Annotated in this window: 10 protein-coding genes, 2 rRNA genes and 2 pseudogenes; 13 read left to right on the plus strand and 1 reads right to left on the minus strand. The window is 68.3% G+C overall.

Annotated elements, in window-relative coordinates; all coding sequences use genetic code 11:
* Window positions 1-134 precede the first annotated feature (134 nt).
* The 10 genes and pseudogenes from KSED_RS06020 (at window position 135) to aspS (ending at window position 12,212) form a co-directional block, all read left to right on the plus strand.
* Window positions 135-3,219: ribosomal RNA gene (locus KSED_RS06020) — 23S ribosomal RNA — on the plus strand.
* Between the two features lie 156 nt (window positions 3,220-3,375).
* Window positions 3,376-3,492: ribosomal RNA gene (rrf, locus tag KSED_RS06025) — 5S ribosomal RNA — on the plus strand.
* Between the two features lie 278 nt (window positions 3,493-3,770).
* Window positions 3,771-3,953 (plus strand): hypothetical protein, encoded by a 183-nt coding sequence (locus KSED_RS06030; protein ID WP_041290881.1) that lies wholly within the window; start codon window positions 3,771-3,773, stop codon window positions 3,951-3,953.
* Window positions 3,950-4,024 (plus strand): annotated as a pseudogene (locus KSED_RS15755) (hypothetical protein); the annotation flags it as partial. The gene KSED_RS06030 and the pseudogene KSED_RS15755, both read left to right, overlap by 4 nt.
* 27 nt (window positions 4,025-4,051) lie before the next feature.
* Window positions 4,052-4,795 carry a TlyA family RNA methyltransferase gene (locus KSED_RS06035; RefSeq protein WP_237699571.1) on the plus strand — a complete coding sequence of 248 codons (744 nt, stop codon included), beginning with the start codon at window positions 4,052-4,054 and terminating at the stop codon, window positions 4,793-4,795.
* Window positions 4,779-5,726, plus strand: a complete 948-nt coding sequence (locus KSED_RS06040; RefSeq protein ID WP_015779215.1) for an NAD kinase — start codon at window positions 4,779-4,781, stop codon at window positions 5,724-5,726. Before KSED_RS06035 ends, KSED_RS06040 begins: the two co-directional genes overlap by 17 nt.
* Window positions 5,723-7,678, plus strand: a complete 1,956-nt coding sequence (locus KSED_RS06045; protein ID WP_015779216.1) for a DNA repair protein RecN — start codon at window positions 5,723-5,725, stop codon at window positions 7,676-7,678. Before KSED_RS06040 ends, KSED_RS06045 begins: the two co-directional genes overlap by 4 nt.
* Window positions 7,679-7,713: 35 nt before the next feature.
* On the plus strand, window positions 7,714-9,414 hold the full coding sequence (gene pyrG, locus KSED_RS06050; RefSeq protein WP_049758371.1) for a CTP synthase: 1,701 nt from the start codon (window positions 7,714-7,716) through the stop codon (window positions 9,412-9,414).
* Complete coding sequence (locus tag KSED_RS06055; protein ID WP_015779218.1) at window positions 9,411-10,094, plus strand: NUDIX domain-containing protein; 684 nt, start codon at window positions 9,411-9,413, stop codon at window positions 10,092-10,094. The genes pyrG and KSED_RS06055 overlap by 4 nt, the downstream gene beginning before the upstream one ends.
* A 285-nt stretch (window positions 10,095-10,379) precedes the next feature.
* Entirely contained in the window at window positions 10,380-12,212 is a 1,833-nt protein-coding gene (aspS, locus tag KSED_RS06060; RefSeq protein WP_015779219.1) for an aspartate--tRNA ligase, read from the plus strand.
* A 13-nt stretch (window positions 12,213-12,225) separates the two neighbouring features.
* Here aspS and KSED_RS13600 read toward each other — a convergent pair whose 3' ends face one another.
* On the minus strand, window positions 12,226-13,038 hold the full coding sequence (locus KSED_RS13600) for a GNAT family N-acetyltransferase (protein WP_015779220.1): 813 nt from the start codon (window positions 13,036-13,038) through the stop codon (window positions 12,226-12,228).
* 269 nt (window positions 13,039-13,307) lie between these two features.
* Here KSED_RS13600 and KSED_RS06070 point away from each other — a divergent pair.
* The 3 genes and pseudogenes from KSED_RS06070 to KSED_RS06080 all read left to right on the plus strand — a co-directional run bounded on the left by KSED_RS06070 (window position 13,308) and on the right by KSED_RS06080 (window position 17,737).
* Window positions 13,308-14,598, plus strand: a pseudogene (locus tag KSED_RS06070) (replication-associated recombination protein A).
* A gap of 153 nt (window positions 14,599-14,751) precedes the next feature.
* Complete coding sequence (locus KSED_RS06075; protein WP_015779223.1) at window positions 14,752-15,831, plus strand: ABC transporter permease; 1,080 nt, start codon at window positions 14,752-14,754, stop codon at window positions 15,829-15,831.
* Window positions 15,832-15,892: 61 nt separating this feature from the next.
* Window positions 15,893-17,737 (plus strand): ABC transporter substrate-binding protein, encoded by a 1,845-nt coding sequence (locus KSED_RS06080; protein ID WP_015779224.1) that lies wholly within the window; start codon window positions 15,893-15,895, stop codon window positions 17,735-17,737.
* The last annotated feature ends 131 nt before the right edge of the window (window positions 17,738-17,868 follow it).

Here is a 17,868-nt window from a genome sequence, read left to right on the forward strand (position 1 = left end):
ATGGCCTGCCGGTTGGTGGGTTGTGGTTGGTTGTTGGGTTCCTCTGGTTCTGGTGGTGCTGCGTGTGTTGCGTGGTGTTGCTGGGGCTGCGGGGTTGTTTTTTGAGAACTTCACAGTGGACGCGAGCATCTTTGTGTCAAGTTTTTAAGGGCACATGGTGGATGCCTTGGCATCAGAAACCGATGAAGGACGTGAGAATCTGCGATAAGCCTCGGGTAGTCGATAACTAGACGTTGATCCGAGGATTTCCGAATGGGGCAACCCGGCTGGAGGCAAGTCCAGTCACCGCTACCTGAAAATATAGGGTAGAGGGAGGGAACGTGGGGAAGTGAAACATCTCAGTACCCACAGGAAGAGAAAACAAAAGTGATTCCGTGAGTAGTGGCGAGCGAAAGCGGATGAGGCTAAACCGTGCACGTGTGATACCTGGTAGGGGTTGCGTGTTCGGGGTTGTGGGATGGACATTTCTGGGGTCTACCAGCCCTGGGGACAGTAAGAAATGTTGGTGGTAGTCGAACGGTCTTGAAGGGCCGGGCATAGAGGGTGCGACCCCCGTAGACGAAACTGCTGGCACTGTCTGTGTCTTTTCCCGAGTAGCACGGGGCCCGTGAAATCTCGTGTGAATCTGCCGGGACCACCCGGTAAGCCTAAATATTCTCTGATGACCGATAGCGGACAAGTACCGTGAGGGAAAGGTGAAAAGTACCCCGGGAGGGGAGTGAAATAGTTCCTGAAACCATGTGCCTACAATCCGTTGGAGCCTGTAAGGGTGACAGCGTGCCTTTTGAAGAATGAGCCTGCGAGTTAGTGCTCAGTGGCAAGGTTAACCCGTGTGGGGAAGCCGTAGCGAAAGCGAGTCCGAAGAGGGCGTTTGAGTCGCTGGGTCTAGACCCGAAGCGGAGTGATCTACCCATGGCCAGGTTGAAGCGCCGGTAAGACGGCGTGGAGGACCGAACCCACTTAGGTTGAAAACTGAGGGGATGAGCTGTGGGTAGGGGTGAAAGGCCAATCAAACTCCGTGATAGCTGGTTCTCCCCGAAATGCATTTAGGTGCAGCGTCACGTGTTTCTTGCCAGAGGTAGAGCTACTGGATAGCTGATGGGCCCCACCGGGTTACTGACGTTAGCCAAACTCCGAATGCTGGTAAGTGAAGCGTGGCAGTGAGACTGCGGGGGATAAGCTTCGTAGTCGAGAGGGAAACAGCCCAGATCACCAACTAAGGTCCCTAAGCGTGTGCTAAGTGGGAAAGGATGTGGAGTTGCTGTGACAACCAGGAGGTTGGCTTAGAAGCAGCCACCCTTTAAAGAGTGCGTAACAGCTCACTGGTCAAGTGATTCCGCGCCGACAATGTAGCGGGGCTCAAGCACACCACCGAAGTTGTGGCAATGCCCATTTTTGGGTGTTGGGTAGGGGAGCGTCGTGCAGCGAGTGAAGCGGCGGAGTGATCCAGTCGTGGATGCTGCACGAGTGAGAATGCAGGCATGAGTAGCGAAAGACGGGTGAGAAACCCGTCCGCCGAATAACCAAGGGTTCCAGGGTCAAGCTAATCTGCCCTGGGTAAGTCGGGACCTAAGGCGAGGCCGACAGGCGTAGTCGATGGACATCCGGTTGATATTCCGGAACCGGCGAAGGACCGCCCCTGGCGAGGCTGTGGATGCTAACCGTGTGATCGCCTTTGATCGGCACTTTGTGTCGTGATGAGTGTGTGAGCCCGGGACCCGAAGCAGTAGTAGCCAAGCGATGGAGAGACGCAAGAAGGTAGCTGCAGCGTGGCGATGGTAGTCCACGTCCAAGGGTGTAGGGCGACGTCTAGGCAAATCCGGACGTCATGTGCCTGAGACCTGATAGTGACCGCGTATGCGGGAAGTCAGTGATCCTATGTTGCCGAGAAAATCTTCTAGCGAGGTTCTAGCCGCCCGTACCCCAAACCGACTCAGGTGGTTAGGTAGAGAATACCAAGGCGATCGAGTGAATCGTGGTTAAGGAATTCGGCAAAATACCCCCGTAACTTCGGGAGAAGGGGGGCCTGATCCGTGAAACCACATGCTGGTGGCAGCGGTGATGGCCGCAGAGACCAGGGAGAAGCGACTGTTTACTAAAAACACAGGTCCGTGCGAAGTCGCAAGACGATGTATACGGACTGACGCCTGCCCGGTGCTGGAAGGTTAAGGGGACGAGTCAACCCGTAAGGGTGCAGCTCTGAACTTAAGCCCCAGTAAACGGCGGTGGTAACTATAACCATCCTAAGGTAGCGAAATTCCTTGTCGGGTAAGTTCCGACCTGCACGAATGGCGTAACGACTTCTCCACTGTCTCAACCACGAACTCGGCGAAATTGCACTACGAGTAAAGATGCTCGTTACGCGCAGCAGGACGGAAAGACCCCGGGACCTTTACTACAGCTTGGTATTGGTATTCGGTGCGGCTTGTGTAGGATAGGTGGGAGACTGTGAAGCACACGCGCCAGCGTGTGTGGAGTCATCGTTGAAATACCACTCTGGTCGCTCTGGATATCTAACTTCGGTCCGTGATCCGGATCAGGGACAGTGCCTGGTGGGTAGTTTAACTGGGGCGGTTGCCTCCCAAAGGGTAACGGAGGCGCTCAAAGGTTCCCTCAGCCTGGTTGGTAATCAGGTGTTGAGTGCAAGTGCACAAGGGAGCTTGACTGTGAGACGGACATGTCGAGCAGGGACGAAAGTCGGAACTAGTGACCCGACGGTGGATTGTGGAATCGCCGTCGCTCAACGGATAAAAGGTACCCCGGGGATAACAGGCTGATCCTGCCCAAGAGCTCATATCGACGGCATGGTTTGGCACCTCGATGTCGGCTCGTCGCATCCTGGGGCTGGAGTAGGTCCCAAGGGTTGGGCTGTTCGCCCATTAAAGCGGTACGCGAGCTGGGTTTAGAACGTCGTGAGACAGTTCGGTCCCTATCCGCTGCGCGCGCAGGAAACTTGAGAAGGGCTGTCCCTAGTACGAGAGGACCGGGATGGACGAACCTCTGGTGTGTCAGTTGTTCCGCCAGGAGCACCGCTGATTAGCTACGTTCGGAAGTGATAACCGCTGAAAGCATCTAAGCGGGAAGCACGCTTCAAGATGAGGTTTCCATGCCCCTTAGGGGTGAGAGGCTCCCAGCTAGACTACTGGGTTGATAGGCCGGATGTGGAAGCACAGAAATGTGTGGAGCTGACCGGTACTAATAAGCCGACAACTTGCTACAAAGATGCTACGCGTCCACTGTGCAGTTCCCGGAAAACACACCCCGGGAGACACGCCCATACTGTGTGTGGGTGGTTGACAAGTGAAGATGTGAACGCTGTGTTCATGACTGTGTCGTGACAGTGTCCATGCTCATTGTGTGTGAGTACGACAGTGTTTCGGTGGTCATAGCGAAGGGGAAACGCCCGGTTACATTCCGAACCCGGAAGCTAAGCCCTTCAGCGCCGATGGTACTGCACTGGGAACGGTGTGGGAGAGTAGGACACCGCCGAACTCAACGTTCCGAGCACGCTGGTGCTCGATGGTTGAAGGCCCATCACCCCCTTGTGGGGTGGTGGGCCTTTCGCATGCCCGAAAACAACCCTGGGCGGGATGGTGGAGTGTTGGATACAGGGGAGTGCGGGGGTGTGAGCGTGGACGACCCTGGGGCAGAGGCGAATTGGGTATGGCAGGCCGCGGCCGGGTGGGTGGATTCGCTGAGGAGGTTGGGTACTCCGTGCGGGTGTGGGTCACGGGATGGGTGCGCGGGGCTTCCCACGTAGACTCCTTGGGATGGAGCGACACGACAATGGCCAGCGGCTCCTGCCCGGCACCCAGGACGTGGACCTGGCGGAGCTCGAACGCCAGGTGGAGGTCCTGCAGAGCGAAGTGGTGTCCCTGGAGGAGGCTCTCGAGGGACGATCCGACGGAGGCGTCGCTCCGGGTCCGGCCGCTCCGGGCCCTCCACCTCGATGAGACTCGACAAGGCTGTCGTCCAACGGGGCCTCACGCGTTCCCGGACACGTGCCCAAGGCCTGATCCGCCAAGGGCAGGTGCTCGTCGAGGGGGAGCCGGTGACCAAGGGTTCCGTGGACGTGGATCCCGAGAGCATCAGCCTGAAGGACGGTGCGCAGACGGCGGCCGACGAGGTGAGCCGGGCGCAGCGCAAGCTCGAGCGGGCTCTGGAGCTGTGGCCGGAGGTCACACACGGTGTGTCCGAGGCGGTCGACCTGGGCGCGTCGACAGGGGGCTTCACGTCCGTGCTCCTGAACGCGGGGGTGGCACGGGTGTGGGCCGTGGACGTCGGTCACGACCAGCTGGTCGACTCGCTTCGTCGGGACGACCGGGTCGTGGTGCGCGAGGGGGTGAATGCGCGTGACACCGGGGCCCTCCAGGAGGCGGGTCTGTCGGAGGGCTGCGTGCGCCTTGTGGTCTGTGACGTCAGCTTCATCTCCGTGCGTTACATCCTGCCCTCCATCCAGTGGCTCCTGGGCGCCGGTGGGCAGGCCGTCGTGCTGTGCAAGCCCCAGTTCGAGGTGGGGCCGCAGGGATCCCTTCGGGGCATCGTCCGCAGTCGGGAGATTCGGCGGGAGGCCGTGGTGGGAGTTCTGGACGGAGCCACCGCATCGGGTTTCAGCCCGCGGTCCCTGGCGGTGAGCGGAACCCTTGGAACGCACGGGAACGTCGAGTTCCTGCTGCGGTGCGAGGTGCCGGGCCCGGGCGACCAAGAGGTTGTCGGTGGCTCGTGGCACAGTGAACTGCTCGATGTCAGCAACAGCTTCTGGGACGGTGAGGATGGCGATGCCTTCGACCTCTGACGGTGATGACCTGACGTCGGCCCGGCAGGTCATCGTGTGCGCCCACCCCGGGCGCCCCGAGGCCATGGCCGTGGCGGGTGAGGTGGCGGGCCTTCTCTGTGGCCGCGGGGTCGGTGTCGTTGCCCCGGCGGACCAGGTGGACGCGCTGCTGCGGCACGGGGGAGCGCGTGTCGAGTCCGTCGGCGAGGGCGACGGCCCCGAGCTCGTGGTGGTCCTGGGCGGCGACGGCACCATCCTGCGCGGTGCAGACCTCGCCCGGCACTTCTCGGTGCCCCTGCTCGGGGTCAATCTGGGGCACGTCGGATTCCTGGCGGAGGCAGAGCGCGAGGACATCGGCCGGACCGTCGACCACATCGTGGACCGCGAGTACACGGTGGAGCACCGCATGGCGCTCGACGTGCAGGTCTTCCTCGAGGGGCAGCAGATCGCGACCGGCTGGGCCCTCAACGAGGCGACGGTGGAGAAGGGGTCACGCGAGCGGATGGTGGAGCTCGCCCTGGAGGTCGACGGTCGCCCGCTGGCCACGTGGGGCTGTGACGGCATCATCCTGGCGACTCCCACGGGGAGCACTGCGTACGCGTTCAGCACCGGCGGTCCCGTCGTGTGGCCCGACGTGGAGGCGATCCTGACGATTCCCATCAGCGCTCACGCGCTCTTCGCCCGTCCGCTGCTCGTGGGGCCGACCACCCGGCTGGCGGTGGAGCTCATTCCGGAGTCCCCGGGGCCGGGCGTCCTGTGGTGCGACGGACGCGCCGTGGCGGACCTGCCCTTCGGCGCCCGGGTCGAGGTGGCCCGCAGCGAGGACCCCGTCCGCCTGGCGCGGCTGACGAGCTCGCCGTTCACCGACCGGCTCGTGCGCAAGTTCGGGCTGAGCGTGGAGGGTTGGCGGGGTGCCGCTCGAGCGCAGCAGGCCGAGGAGGGCTGGGTATGAAGAGGCCACGGGACGCGACGAACAGCACGCACCGGGACGGGCCGGGCACCGAGCAGTCCGAGCCCTGGCTGTCCACCGTCGAGATCTCCAACCTCGGCGTCATCCACGATGCGACGGTCGACCTCTCGCGGGGCCTGACGGTGATCACTGGGGAGACCGGTGCCGGCAAGACGATGATGGTGCAGAGCCTCTCGCTGCTGCTGGGGCGTCGTGCCGAGTCCGGCTGGGTGCGCCACGGGGCGGACTCGGCGGTGGTGACCGGCGTGTACGAAGTGCCCCCGGGTCAGACGGACCACCCTGCCCTGCGTGCGGTGGAGGACGCCGGCGGCGTGGTGGAGGACGAGCTGATCGTCACCCGGAGGGTCAGTGCCGCAGGCCGTTCCGTGGCCGCAGCCGGCGGGACGCGGATGCCCGTGCGCACCCTGGCCGGCATCAGTGAACTCCTCGTGGCCATCCACGGTCAGGCCGACCAGTGGCGGTTGCTCTCGGCGGACGCGCACCGCGAGGTGCTTGACGCGTTCGGGGGTGAACCTGTGACCGAGCGTCTGACTGCGTACCGCGAGGCCCGGCGAGTCGTGGTGGACCTCGACCGCACAGTGAGGGATTTCGACACCGAGCGCACGATCCGCGCACAGCGGGCGGCGTGGCTCCGCAAGGGCCTGGATCTCCTGGCCTCCGTGGACCCGTCGCCGGGCGAGGAGGACGAGCTCCGGGAGCGGGTGGCGCGGCTGGACCACGCGGCAGACCTGGTGGAGGCGGGCCACCTCGCCGCGGGAGCGCTGTCGGGGGACGCCACCAGTGCGATGCCCGAGCCCGGGGCGACCGAGCTGATCGGGCAGGCGCGGGCCGCCCTGGAGCGCGTGGCCCACGTGGACGCCGAGACCGGGGAGCTGTACCGACGTCTGCAGGAGCTGGGCCTGCTCGCCCACGACCTCGCGGCAGACCTCTCGTCATGGGTGGGCGGTCTGGACCTGGACCCCGGGGAGTTGCAGACCCTGCACGAACGGCGGGCGGCACTGCGCTCCTTGGCGCAGGAGTTCGGGCGCCCGGAGCTGCTGCCCGAGGGAGACGCCCAGTATGACCGTCGACCAGAGGGTGAGGGCTCGTCCGGCGGCGCTGTCGCGCGGGGGAGTGAGGGTGACGCCGATGAGCATGCCGCGGCCACGATGACGGAACACGCCAAGCCCGCGTCGGACCAGCTCGCACCGGCGACGGACCACGCCACGCCCACGGCGGACCGCGCCCTGGCCTGGGGGGTGATCGCGGCGCAGGAGCTCGAGGGCCTGGGCACGTCGGACGAGGACCGCGAGGCGCTGGTCGGCGAACTTGAGCAGGCCAAGCAGGCCGCGCGCGCTGCGGCAGACGCCCTCACTGCCGCACGGCGTGCCGCGGCGGTGGAGTTGGGGGACCGGGTCACCCAGGAGGTGCAGGCCCTGGCCATGCCCAAGGCGGTGGTGACCGTGGCGGTGGAGGAGGCCCGGCCGGGTGCCCATGGCGCCGACGCGGTGGAGATCCGCATGGCGCCGAACCGCGGGGTGCCCGCGCGCACGGTCGCCAAGGCGGCTTCGGGCGGTGAGCTGAGCCGCTTGATGCTGGCGCTGGAGGTCGTGGTCGGGGACGCCGAGGGCGGCGTGCCCACCATGGTCTTCGACGAGGTCGATGCCGGCGTCGGGGGAGAGGCCGCCCACGCCATCGGGGCGCGGCTGGCCCGCATCGCCCGGGAACGACAGGTCGTGGTGGTCACCCACCTGCCCCAGGTGGCGGCCTACGCGGACCGGCACCTGGTCATCGCCAAGTCCGATGACGGGTCGGTCACCACCTCGGGCGTCGCTGCCGTCGAGGACGAGGAGCGGCTCGCGGAGCTGGCCCGCATGCTCGGCGGGGTCTCGGAGAGCCGCAGCGCCCGGGAGCACGCGGCGGAGCTGGTGGAGGCGGCCCGGAGCCGCCGCTGAGGCCCGAGCCCGCCGTGCGGCTCGGGCGAGGGCCGATGACCCCGTGCCCGGGCGAGTGGGTATGCTGGCAGCCCGTGGTGCCCACTACTCGACACATCTTCGTGACCGGCGGCGTCGTCTCCTCCCTCGGGAAGGGACTGACCGCATCATCCCTCGGACTCCTCCTGCGTTCGCGTGGCCTCAAGGTCACCATGCAGAAGCTGGACCCCTACATCAACGTGGACCCCGGAACGATGAACCCGTTCCAGCACGGCGAGGTCTTCGTCACTGAGGACGGGGGCGAGACCGACCTCGACATCGGCCACTACGAGCGCTTCCTCGATGACAACCTCACCGCCGGGGCCAACGTGACGACCGGGCAGGTGTACCACTCGGTCATCGCCAAGGAGCGCCGCGGCGAGTACCTCGGGGACACCGTGCAGGTGATCCCGCACATCACCAACGAGATCGTCGCCCGCATGCGCGCGGCCGCCGAGGTAGATGACGAGGGCGCCCGCCCGGACGTCATCATCACCGAGATCGGGGGCACCGTCGGTGACATCGAGTCCCTGCCCTTCCTCGAAGCCGCCCGTCAGGTGCGCCACCAGCTGGGGCGCGACAACGTCTTCTTCCTGCACGTCTCGCTGGTGCCCTTCATCGGCCCCTCGGGGGAGCTCAAGACCAAGCCGACGCAGCACTCCGTCGCCCGCCTGCGCGAGTACGGCATCCAGCCGGACGCCGTGGTCGTGCGCGCCGACCGGCAGCTGCCGGAGTCGATCAAGAACAAGATCTCGATGGCGTGCGACGTCGACCGGGAGGCCGTGGCCACCTGTCCCGACGCGCCGAGCATCTACGACATCCCCAAGGTGCTGCATCGCGAGGGCCTGGACGCGGTGGTCGTGCGCCGCCTCGGCCTGTCCTTCAAGGACGTCGACTGGACGGACTGGGACGACCTGCTGACGCGGGTGCACGAGCCGAGGCACCAGGTGGAGGTCGCCATCGTCGGCAAGTACGTCGACCTGCCCGACGCCTACCTCTCCATCTCGGAGGCACTGCGCGCCGGTGGCTTCCACCACCACGCCAAGGTCTCCCTGCGTTGGGTGGCCAGCGACCTGTGCCAGACGCCCGAGGGGGCCGCCGAGGCTCTCTCCGGGGTGGACGCGGTCCTGGTGCCCGGGGGCTTCGGCATCCGCGGCATCGAGGGCAAGCTCGGCGCGCTGACCTGGGCCCGCGAGCACCAGGTGCCCACGCTCGGCATCTGCCTGGGCATGCAGTGCATGGTCATCCAGCACGCCCGCACCATCGAGGGCCTCGAGGAGGCCTCGAGCTCCGAGTTCGACACCGACTCCGAGCACCCCGTCATCGCCACCATGGCCGAGCAGCTCGACGTCGTCGACGGCCGCGGGGACCTGGGCGGCACCATGCGCCTGGGTGCGTACGACGCGGCCCTGCTGGACGGCTCCGTCGTCGCCGAGACCTACGGCACCACCAGCGTGAGCGAGCGCCACCGGCACCGGTACGAGGTGAACAACGGCTACCGCGAGCAGTTGGAGCAGTCCGGCCTGGTGATGTCCGGAACGTCCCCGGACGGCCAGCTCGTGGAGTTCGTGGAGTTGCCCCGCCAGGTGCATCCCTACTACGTCGGTACGCAGGCCCACCCCGAGCTGAAGTCCCGGCCGCACCGTGCCCACCCGCTGTTCGCCGGCCTCATCGGCGCGGCACTGGCCCAGCGCGGTCTGGAGAAGGACCCCGCATGAGCGCCGAGCTCGGTCTCGATGCGCCCCGGCTGGATCCGGAGCGCACCCCGCTGGCCGATGAGGTGACCGACCTCGGGTCGGGGGAGGAACGCGTGCTCCACGAGGGGGCCCGCTACCCCGTGGTCGGTGCGGAGGTCGAGCTCGGCGACGGCGTGGCGTGGCGCGAGTGGACCCGCCACCCGGGGGCCGTCGGCATCGTGGCCACGCGCCCCGCGGAGCCGCCGGAGGACCTCGAGGTCTTCTGCGTCCGGCAGTACCGCCACCCGGTCCGCGCGACGGCCTGGGAGGTGCCGGCTGGGCTGCTGGACGTCCCCGGCGAGCCGATGCTGACCGCTGCAGCGCGCGAGCTGGCCGAGGAGGCTGCCCTCACGGCCGACACCTGGTCGACCCTGGCGGACTACCACACCACCCCCGGTGGCTCCGCCGAGGCGATTCGTGTCTTCTGGGCGCGCGACGTCCACGACGTGGCCGAGGACGACTTCGGCCGCGAGGGCGAGGAGGCGGACATGACCGGCCACTGGGTGCGTCTGGCCGACCTCCTCGATGCGGTGCACGCCGGCCGGGTGCACAACCCCAGCACCGTCATCGGCGCCCTGGCGCTGGACCGCGTGCTGCACCGAGGGGCCTCCGCCCGGCCCGCGGACGCGCCCTTCGAGCTCGGGCCCGTCGACCACCGCTGACCCGGCGAGGACGCCGCTCGCCGAGCCGCTGGTGGGGAGTGGCACACGGGTCCCGGCGGGTGGCAGAATCGCCCCCGCCGGCCAGGGCGGAGTGACGACCCGCGAGATCCTGCCGGTCGCGCGTCCGGCGGACCGACGAGAGGCCGGGCGTCCTGCCCGGCGAAGGTGTGGTGGCACCGCGACCTGGCCCCCGCCCACACCTCCCGGGCTGCCGTTCCCCGTCCCGGACGGCACCCTCTGCAGGTGCGTCGTCCGTGGCGGGAAACCCGACCCGAAAGGACGACCATGCTCCGTACCCACGAAGCCGGCACCCTGCGTGCCGAGCACGCCGGCCAGACCGTCACCCTCACCGGATGGGTGGCCCGCCGCCGCGACCACGGCGGTGTTGCCTTCCTCGACCTGCGGGACGCCTCCGGCGTCGCCCAGGTGGTGGCCCGCGACGAGGTCCTCGAGTCCGGCGGCGCCCACGACCTGCGCAACGAGTACGTCGTGAAGATCGTCGGCGAGGTGCGCGTGCGCCCCGAGGGCAACGTGAACTCCGAGCTCCCCACCGGTGAGATCGAGGTGGTGGCCGCCGAGCTCGAGGTGCTCAACACCGCCGCCCCGCTGCCCTTCCAGATCGACGAGCGCGTCGAGGTGGGAGAGGAGGCCCGCCTCAAGCACCGCTACCTGGACCTGCGCCGCCCCGGCAAGGGCTCGGCCGGCGAGGCGCTGCGGTTGCGCAGCAAGGCCAATGCCGCTGCCCGCCGCGTGCTGGAGGAGCACGCGTTCGTGGAGGTGGAGACGCCCACCCTGACGCGCTCCACGCCCGAGGGCGCCCGCGACTTCCTGGTGCCGGCCCGCCTGGCCCCCGGCAAGTGGTACGCCCTGCCGCAGAGCCCCCAGTTGTTCAAGCAGCTGCTGATGGTGGCCGGTCTGGAGCGCTACTACCAGATCGCCCGCTGCTATCGGGACGAGGACTTCCGCGCCGACCGCCAGCCGGAGTTCACCCAGCTCGACATCGAGATGAGCTTCGTCACCCAGGAGGACGTGATCGCCCTGGGTGAGGAGATCGCCCGCGCGCTGTGGGCCCTCATCGGCGTGGACGTGCCCGCGCCCTTCCCCCGCATCACCTACACCGAGGCGATGGAGAAGTACGGCTCGGACAAGCCGGACCTGCGCTTCGACCTGGAGCTCACCGACTGCACGGAGTTCTTCGCCGAGACGCCCTTCCGCGTCTTCCAGGCGCCCTACGTCGGCGCCGTGGTCATGCCCGGCGGCGCCAGCCAGCCACGCAAGCAGCTCGACGCCTGGCAGGAGTGGGCCAAGCAGCGCGGCGCCAAGGGCCTGGCCTACGTCCTGGTGGGCGAGGACGGTGAGCTGTCCGGCCCGGTGAGCAAGAACATCTCCGATGCGGAGAAGGCCGGCATCGCGGCCCACACCGGTGCGCAGCCCGGTGACTGCATCTTCTTCGCCGCCGGCCCCGCCAAGGCCGCCCGCGGCCTGCTCGGCGCGGCCCGGCTGGAGATCGGCCACCGGTGCGGCCTCATCGACCAGGACGCTTGGTCCTTCCTGTGGGTCGTGGACGCCCCGCTGTTCGAGCCCGCGGCCGACGCCGTCGCCTCCGGCGACGTGGCCGTGGGGGAGGGCGCGTGGACCGCGGTCCACCACGCCTTCACCTCGCCGAGGGACGAGTGGCTGGACTCCTTCGAGGAGAAGCCCGGCGAGGCCCTGGCCTACGCCTACGACATGGTCTGCAACGGCAACGAGATCGGTGGCGGCTCCATCCGTGTGCACCGTCGCGACGTGCAGGAGCGGATCTTCAAGGTCATGGGCCTGAGCGAGGAGGAGGCCCAGGAGAAGTTCGGCTTCCTGCTGGAGGCCTTCTCGTACGGCGCCCCGCCGCACGGCGGCATCGCCTTCGGGTGGGACCGCATCGTCGCCCTGCTCTCGGGCTCGGACTCGATCCGCAACGTCATCGCCTTCCCGAAGTCCGGTGGCGGCTACGACCCGCTGACCGATGCCCCGGCGCCCATCTCCGCGCAGCAGCGCGAGGAGGCCGGGGTGGACCACCAGCCCGAGGAGGAGGAGTCCTCCGCCGAGCAGGGGGCCGAGCAGGTCAACCCGGTCACCAGCTGACCGCGGACGACGCTCAGCCGGCGGTGGGGTCCTCCCACCGCCGGCTGTCCCATGCGTAGGCCGTGGCGTAGCCGATGGAGTGGTAGAGCCGGCGGGCGGCGTCGTTGTCGCTGTACATGCCCAGCGTGCAGACCCCGGAGCGCTGCACCTCGGTCAGGGTGAGGGACTCCGTGACCAGCCGCCCCAGGCCCTGCCCGCGTAGGTCGCCGCGGGTCACGATGCCGGCCAGGTGGGGCACCTCGTCGGTGAATGGCTGGCTGGCCCCGACGGCCACGAGCTCGCCCTGGTGGGGGCGGCCCTCCAGCGCACCGGCTCGCACGCCGCGCCATGACGTGGAGTACCCGCTCCCGGGCTCACCCTCGGCCGTGGGGCTCCACCGCTGCGAGAGCTCCGCGATCTCGGGCGCGTCCCGCGTGTCGTCCAGGGAGATCACCGCATCCAGTCCCAGCCGCTCCGGCGAGGTCGTGCGGGGGGAGGAGGCCACCGGCGTGGTGACCCACATCCAGTCCCACCGTCCACCGGGCTCGATGCCGTGTGCGTCCAGCAGGTGCCCGTGCTCGGCGGGCACGCTGATCCCCGAGGCACCCCACTGGCGCAGGACGCCCGTGCCCAGGACGTGCTCCACCAGGGCGGGCATTCCGGCCCCGTCGCCGAGGAGGAAGGCCGAGCGGCGCACCTGTCCGAGGCGGTGGCGCACCCGCAGCGTCGCCACGGCACCCTCGTGCTCGATGGCTGGCGCTGGCAGGGTGGGCGGCACCCCCCATCGGACATAGGGGTCGTCGGGGAGCGCGGAGGCCACGGCGGCGTGGTCGGGGAGGATCTGCACGGGCGCATTCTGGCACCGTGCCGGTGACCTCTCACCCACCCCCGGGATAGTTTGGTCCCGATGACCCCCTCGACCGCCCCCCGCACCGCACCCACTGGCAGCGCCTCCCGGCGGGAGGTCGACCCCGTGTTCATCCTGATGGTCCTCCTCTGGCAGGAGGCAACGGCGTGAGCGACGACCTGTTCTCCGCCGCGGCCGACGCCGCCGGGACGCCCGCTGCAGGCGACGGCGATGTCGGGTGGGTTCCCGACGAGCCGTTGGCTGCCCGGATGCGGCCGCGCTCCCTGGAGGAGGTGGTGGGGCAGCGCGAGGTGCTCGCCCCCGGGAGCCCGCTGCGCCGCCTCATCGAGGGGCGGCGCGGGGTGGCCGGCGCGTCCTCGGCGATCCTCTGGGGTCCGCCCGGCACGGGCAAGACCACCCTCGCCCGCCTGGTGGCCGATGGGGCCGACCGCACCTTCGTGCAGCTCTCGGCCGTCACCGCCGGGGTGAAGGACGTGCGTGCGGTGATGGAGGCCGCCCGGCGCGATAAGTCGATGTACGGCCGGCAGACGGTCCTCTTCCTGGACGAGATCCACCGCTTCACCAAGGCCCAGCAGGACGCGCTGTTGCCCGGGGTGGAGGACCGCACCGTGATCCTGGTGGCCGCCACCACCGAGAACCCCAGCTTCACCGTCGTCACGCCCTTGTTGAGCCGCTCGGTGCTGGTGCGCCTGGCCGGGCTGGACCGGCAGGACGTGCGGGACCTGCTGGACCGGGCGGTCGTCGACGAGCGGGGGCTCGACGGACGCTTCCGCCTCGAGGACGAGGCCGCCGACGGCATCGTGCAGCTCGCGGGCGGCGACGGGCGCCGGGCCCTGACGACCCTGGAGGCCGCGGCCGGCGCCGCGGAGTCCGAGGTGGCACCGGGTGCCGAGGGAACCGGGCCGGTGGTGGTGACGACCGCGCACGTGGAGCAGGCCCTCGACCAGGCCGTCGTGGGCTACGACCGCGACGGCGACCAGCACTACGACGTCACCAGTGCCTTCATCAAGTCGATGCGGGGTTCGGACGTGGACGCCGCGCTGCACTACCTTGCGCGGCAGATCGAGGCCGGGGAGGACCCCCGGTTCATCGCGCGGCGGGTGGTGATCGCCGCCAGCGAGGACGTGGGCATGGCCGACCCCTCGGCCCTGCAGACCGCGGTGGCCGCGATGCACGCCGTCGCGCAGATCGGCATGCCGGAGGCCCGCATCGTGCTGGCCCAGGCAGTGGTGCACGTGGCGCTGGCCCCGCCGTCGAACGCGGTGTACGCCGGCATCGACGCCGCCCTGGCCGACGTCCGCGCGGGGCGCGGGGGGTGCCGTGCCGGCCCACCTGCGCGACGGCCACTACGCGGGTGCCTCGCAGCTCGGTCACGGGGTGGGGTACGTCTACGCCCACACCGAGCCGGACGGGGTGGCCGCGCAGGAGTACCTGCCGGACGACCTGGCCGGCGCCCGGTACTACGAGCCGGTGGAGCGGGGCTTCGAGGCGACCTTGGCACAGCGGTGGGCGAGAGTGCGTGGCCTGCTGAGGAAGTAGGCGCAGCCGCCGCGCAGCGGCCATGGTCAACGTGGCGTCACGGCTGTGTAACGAATTGGTTGCATCGGCTCCGATGGTGTGGCGCGGGCCACCCTCGGTACCCATGATGAGCGTGCTCCACCCGGGGCGACACCATCACCGAGGAGACCACCAGTGACGAGCCACGCCGGCCTGGACCCCGCGCGGGACGCAGACATCCTGATCGAGCAGGGTGAGCACACCCGCGAGGGTGCTGCCGACGCCAACCCGTTCCGCGATGGCGAGGGTGACGGAGGGTCCAGCAGCCGGGCCGTGCAGGACCTGGCGAGCAAGTCGCCGGTCCAGATCGCCGTGCGCCGCCTGGCCTACGACAAGATCGCCATGATGTCGCTCGGCGTCGTGCTGCTCTTCGTGATCCTCGGCATCTTCGCGGAGACCATCAACTCGGCCCGTGGCGTCGACCCGGTCCTCCAGGACACCACGTTCATCTCCCCGGGTGGTTACCCCACCTTCACCGCCAGCCCGGAGCACCCCTTCGGCATCGAGACCGGTACCGGGCGCGACCTGCTGGCCCGGTGGCTCATCGGCATCCGGCCCTCGTTGATCATCGCCGTCGTCGCCGCGACCGCGGTCACGATCATCGGCACGGCGCTCGGCCTGCTCGCCGGCTATCTCGGCGGCATCGTCGACAACATCGTCTCGTTCATCATCGACGTGGTGCAGTCGCTGCCCTTCCTGCTGTTCGCCATCGCCCTGGTGCCGATTGCCGTGAACCGTCTCGCGGGCAGCGACGGGGGGTTCATCAGCGACGACCAGGTGGCCGACATCCGGTTCGGGGTGCTGATCGTCGTGCTGATCATCTTCGGCTGGACCGGGTTGGCGCGTCTGGTGCGTGGCGAGGTCATCTCCATCCGCGAGCGGGAGTACGTGCAGGCGGCGCGGGCGCTCGGTGTGCCCACCAGCCAGATCCTGTCCAAGGAGATCCTGCCCAACCTCCTCAGCCCGATCATCGTCTCGCTCACGACGGCCATCCCCGCCTTCATCTCGGCCGAAGCGGGCCTGTCCCTGCTGGGGGTCGGCCTGCGCGAGCCGTCGGTCTCCTGGGGCCTGACCATCCAGTTCGCCCAGAACTCGTTCATGCAGCACCCGCTGTACATGTGGATGCCCGTGATCGGCCTGTCCATGCTCGTCCTCGCGCTCAGCCTCTTGGGCGACGCCGTGAACGACGCCTTCAACCCCCACACCCGTCGCTGACCCCGGTCGACGACCCCACACACGTCCCCGGACTCACCGGGGCGCTCAGAAGGAGAATCCCATGATGCGACTGACCAAGTTCGCAGCCGTCGCGGCCGCCGGCTCCCTCACCCTCGCGGCCTGCGGTGGCGACAGCCCGGCAGAGAACAACAACGAGAGCGGTGGCGGCGACAGCCCCACCACCTCCGCCGAGGAGTCCGGCGGTGACGAGTCCTCCTCCGGTGACGAGTCCCCGTCCGGTGGTGGCGACGAGTCCTCCTCCGATGGTGGCGGCCAGGAGGCCTCTGCCGGCATGGTGCCCGACGCCGAGGGCCCCGCGGCCGAGGTCGAGGGTGCCAAGACCGGCGGCACGCTGCAGGTCCTGTCGCCCGGCGCCCCCACGACCTTCGACCCGTCGGCGCAGTTCTACCAGGACGTCAACGCGATCCTGAACCTGACGACCCGTCGTCTGACGCAGTACCGCACGAACGCCGACGGCACCTCCGAGCTGGTGCCGGACCTCGCGACCGACCTCGGCCAGGTGTCCGACGACGGTCTCACCTGGACCTTCACCCTGAAGGACGACCTCACGTACGAGGACGGCTCGCCGATCACCGCGGAGGACGTCGCCTACGGCATCAAGCGCTCCTTCGCCGTCGACGAGCTCCCCGGTGGCCCCACCTACCAGATGGACTACCTGAAGGACGGGGACAAGTACAAGGGCCCCTACCAGGACGGTGAGGACTTCGCCGGTGTGGAGGCGGTGGACGAGAAGACCATCGAGATCCACCTGCGCAACGAGTGGCCGACGCTGCCCTACTTCGCGTCCTTCACCCAGATGAGCCCCGTCCCGAAGGACAAGGACACCAAGGAGGAGTACGGCAACAAGCCCCTGGCCACCGGGCCGTACAAGTTCGAGGAGTACCAGCAGGGCGCCAAGCTGGTGCTGGCCAAGAACGACCAGTGGAACGCGGACAGCGACCCGGCCCGTCACCAGTTCCCGGACAAGATCGAGTTCACCTTCTCGGGTGACTACGACGCGCAGGGCCAGCAGATCGCGGCCAGCAACGGCCCCGACCAGTTCGCCATGAGCTACTCCGGTGTCCCCGGTGGTGTGGCCCAGCAGTTCCAGGGCGAGCTGAAGGACCGTCTGGCCACCGCGGCCAGCCCCTGTGTCTCCTACGTGTCCATGGACACCCGGAAGATCCCCATGGAGGTCCGCAAGGCCGTCGCCGCTGCTTGGCCGTACGACCAGATCCGCAAGGCCGCCGGCGCCACCGATCTGGACTACAGCCCGGCCATCAGCTACATGTCCACCTCGGTCCCCGGCTTCGAGCCGGAGCCCAGCGAGGGCCTGCCCGGTGAGGGCCAGGGCGACCCGGAGGCGGCCAAGAAGATGCTGGCCGACGCCGGGGAGGAGGGCTTCGAGCTCTCCTGGTACTACTCGGTGGACAACCCGGTGGCCCAGAAGACCAACGCCGCCCGCAAGCAGGCGCTGGAGGCCGCGGGCTTCACGGTCAAGGACCAGGGTGTGCCGCGCGCCGAGATCCGTGAGCTGATCCAGGCGTCCGACGCCGAGACCAACATGATGATGGGCCCGGCGGGCTGGTGCTACGACTGGCCGCAGGGTGACGCCGTGTACCCGGCCATCTTCCTGGGCTCGGTCCAGGACTCGGGCCACTCGGTGGGCTTCCTCGACGAGGAGAAGGTCAACGAGGAGATCGACCGCATCAAGGCGCTGCCGTCCGAGGAGCAGGGTCCGGAGTGGACCAAGTTCGACAAGATGCTCCGTGACGAGTACCTCCCGGCCATCCCGACCGACGAGGGCAAGGCCACGGCGATCTTCGGTACCAAGGTGCACAACGTCCAGATCGACCCGAACCTGGGTATGCCGGACATGGCCGGCATCTGGGTCGACGGCGAGTGATCACCGGGTCGGGGGTGATCCCACGGGAGAACCCCTGACCGGTGGCTGAGCGCCACACCACGGGTGGCGGGACCACGGTCCCGCCACCCGTCCGGGCGGCTCCCCACGGAGCGCGCCCACCACGCCTTTTT

The organism is Kytococcus sedentarius DSM 20547 (assembly GCF_000023925.1).
GTDB lineage: Bacteria > Actinomycetota > Actinomycetes > Actinomycetales > Dermatophilaceae > Kytococcus > Kytococcus sedentarius.

Excerpts from the sequence above, each read along its gene's own strand:
- KSED_RS06030 (WP_041290881.1), top strand. The coding sequence starts at position 3,771 with ATGGAGCGACACGACAATGGCCAGCGGCTCCTGCCCGGCACCCAGGAC.
- KSED_RS06040 (WP_015779215.1), top strand. The coding sequence starts at position 4,779 with ATGCCTTCGACCTCTGACGGTGATGACCTGACGTCGGCCCGGCAGGTC.
- aspS (WP_015779219.1), top strand. The coding sequence starts at position 10,380 with ATGCTCCGTACCCACGAAGCCGGCACCCTGCGTGCCGAGCACGCCGGC.
- KSED_RS06080 (WP_015779224.1), top strand. The coding sequence starts at position 15,893 with ATGATGCGACTGACCAAGTTCGCAGCCGTCGCGGCCGCCGGCTCCCTC.
- pyrG (WP_049758371.1), top strand. The coding sequence starts at position 7,714 with ATGACCCCGTGCCCGGGCGAGTGGGTATGCTGGCAGCCCGTGGTGCCC.
- KSED_RS06045 (WP_015779216.1), top strand. The coding sequence starts at position 5,723 with ATGAAGAGGCCACGGGACGCGACGAACAGCACGCACCGGGACGGGCCG.
- KSED_RS06055 (WP_015779218.1), top strand. The coding sequence starts at position 9,411 with ATGAGCGCCGAGCTCGGTCTCGATGCGCCCCGGCTGGATCCGGAGCGC.